Annotated in this window: 2 protein-coding genes; both read right to left on the reverse strand. The window is 70.0% G+C overall.

From position 1 onward, the window contains the following. Positions 1-127: 127 nt before the first annotated feature. Positions 128-913: an IS21-like element helper ATPase IstB gene (istB, locus tag NR072_RS05900; protein ID WP_010078636.1), complete on the reverse strand. Its 786-nt coding sequence runs from the start codon at positions 911-913 to the stop codon at positions 128-130. Next, positions 910-2433, reverse strand: a complete 1524-nt coding sequence (locus NR072_RS05905) for an IS21-like element ISMlu14 family transposase (RefSeq protein ID WP_031943827.1) — start codon at positions 2431-2433, stop codon at positions 910-912. Before NR072_RS05905 ends, istB begins: the two co-directional genes overlap by 4 nt. Positions 2434-2646 lie beyond the last annotated feature (213 nt).

A 2646-nucleotide genomic window follows, 5' to 3' on the forward strand; every position in this document is an offset into this window, starting at 1 on the left:
TGTCAAGGGCCATTGAGTTCTGCCCATAGGCGGCCAGTGTTTCTTCCCGCTGGTGGCCATCAGAACTGCCCACTGGTGGCCAGCTGGTTTGCCCGTTTGGGTGGTGGTGCTGGCCACCGTGATGGGATCAGTTCAGTGGCATGACTCCCTTCCCGGCCATTGCCTGGGTCATCCGTACGGAGTCTCCGGTGGTCTGGCACACGTGGGCGTGGTGCAGGAGCCGGTCCACGGTGGCGGTGGCCAGGGTCTTGGGCATCAGCTCGTCGAAGCCGGCCGGGTGCAGGTTCGAGCTGATCGCTACGGAGCGTTTCTCGTAGGCGGCGTCCACGATGCGGTAGAGGCCCTCGGCGGCATCGTCGGCGACCGGCAGCAGGCCGATGTCGTCGATGACGATCAGGTCGGCGCGCAGGATTCGGGCGACGGCTTTGGTGATGGTGTCATCGGGCCGGTGGGCCCGGATCATCGCCCCGAGGTCCTCCAGGGTGAACCAGGCCACCCGCTTGCCCTCCTCCACGGCCTGCTGGCCCAGGGCCTCGAGGAAGAAGGTCTTGCCGGTGCCGGAGGGCCCGCAGACCACGAGGTTCTCTCTGCGCGAGAGCCATTCCAGGGTGCGCAGGGACTGCTGGGTCGGGGCCGGGATCGAGGAGGCGCCCGGATCCCAGGTCGTGAAGGTCTTGCCGGTGGGGAACCCGGCGGCCTTGCGCCGGGCGGCGAGCATGGATCGGGCCCGACCGGTGGTCTCCTCGACCAGCAGGGCCTTGAGGACCTCGGCCGGCTCCCAGCGTTGGGCCCGGGCGGTGGCCAGTACCTCGGCGGCGATACCGCGGGCGTGGGGCATCTTCAGCTGCCGCAACAGCGCCTCCAAATCGGCCGGCAGCGCCGGTGCGGCGGTGTTCGGGGTGTGGATGCTCACCGGGCTGCCCCCTCGGTGTTGGAGGTACCGAGGCCGGCCCAGCCGGCGGTGCCCTGGGTCAGGGACCGTTCCTCGGTGGCGGTGTGCATCCCGGTGCGGTGGCCGGCGGCGGTGAGCAGGGAGGCCAGGTCGCCGTGGGCGAAGCGCTGGTGCACCGCGGCCACCCCGAGGGCGCGGTCGACCTGGTCGGTGCCGGCGAGCTTGGCCAGGGTGACGGCCTCGGCCATCTTCTGACCGATCCGGCTGGTGCCGGCCGCGGCGGCCTCCACCAGCCAGGTCCTCGCTCCGGCCCCGATGGCCAGGAACTCGGCCTCCGCCGCCGAACGGGGCACCGGGGTGTAGTCCCCGGGCACCTTGTCCGTCTCGTGGCCGGGGAAGTGCGCGTCGTCGATGGCCGGGGACCCGGGCCGGGCCACCCGGTGCCGGGCGACCTCCACCGGCCCCTGCGCACCGGCGTGCATGATCACCACCATCGAGTCCGGTCCGGTGCCGTGATGGCGCACGAACACCTCGGCCCCGAGCAGGTGCGCGGGCACCGAGTACTGGGCGTTTTCGAAGGAGACCATCGGCGTGTTCTCCGGCACCTTCCGTCCCACCCCGTAGGCCACGGTGTGCGCCGTGGCGGGGATCCGATGCAACGCGCTGGTCTCCTCGGCGAGCATGTGGTCCGGGCGGCGCCGGGTCACCCGGTGCTCCCGGGAGTTCACCATGGCCATGAACCCCGCGCAGGCGGCCTCGAGCTCAGCGAACGAGGCGTACTGGTCCCGCAGGTTGGTGTCCTTCGGGACCAGGTCGGCCTTGGCCAGCTTCACCGCGTTCTCCACCCCGCCCTTGGCGGCCGGATCCGCTGGCTGGCAGGTCAGCACCTCCACGCCGTAATGCCGAGCGAACGCCACGGTGGCCTGGTTACGCACCGGCACCCCGGCCACATGAGAGACCGTCACTGTCTTCTCGTTATCCGTCAGCACATAGGTCGGCGCGCCCCCGATCAGCCGGAAGCACCGGTCCAGGGCGGCGAACACACTCGGAGCCGTCCTATCACGCAGGGCGATGACGATCCGGTAGCGGGACCAGGCCAGCCAGGCCACGAACAGCACCGTCTTGGCCCCGTCGATCGCCGGCCCATCGCCGAAGTCGTACTGCAGCCATGCGCCCGGCTCGGTGATCCAGGGCCGGTGCACCCGGCGCTTCCCGGCCCGCCAGGCGGCCTTCACCTCGGCCACCGCCCGCCGGGTGGAGCGCTCAGAGCCGGTGTAGCCCATTGCGGTGAGCTTGGCGTGCACGACATCGGCGCGGATCCTGCCCGTGGAGGCCTCGACCCATTCCTCGATCTTGGGCAGCCAGACATCGGTGACCTTCGGGCGGCTGGCTCCGGATCCAGGGGTCTGGCCGGCGTCGCGGGCCCGCACCAGCCGGGCCACGGTGTGATGGGAGCAACCGGCCAGCTCGGCGGCGCCCCGCAATGACTTGGTCAGGTCATAGGCACTGAGTATTTTCATGGTTTCTGCGGCATCCTTCATTCAGGGCCTCTTCCTCGCTGGATTCGATTCGACACCGATATCCAACCCGGGGAGGAGGCCCCCGCCGGCTCACGACGCGGCGGGCAACGAGCAACGCGGGCAAACCAGATGGCCAGCACCGGGCAGTTCCCGTGGCCATCACTGGGCAGTCCTCATGGCCGTCAGCGGGTCATTCCCTGGCCACCTATGGGCAGCTTTTCATGGCCGCTTACA

The organism is Micrococcus sp. Mcc89, assembly GCF_024519795.1.
Taxonomy (GTDB): domain Bacteria; phylum Actinomycetota; class Actinomycetes; order Actinomycetales; family Micrococcaceae; genus Micrococcus; species Micrococcus luteus.

Excerpts from the sequence above, each read along its gene's own strand:
- NR072_RS05905 (WP_031943827.1), bottom strand. The coding sequence starts at position 2,433 with ATGAAGGATGCCGCAGAAACCATGAAAATACTCAGTGCCTATGACCTG.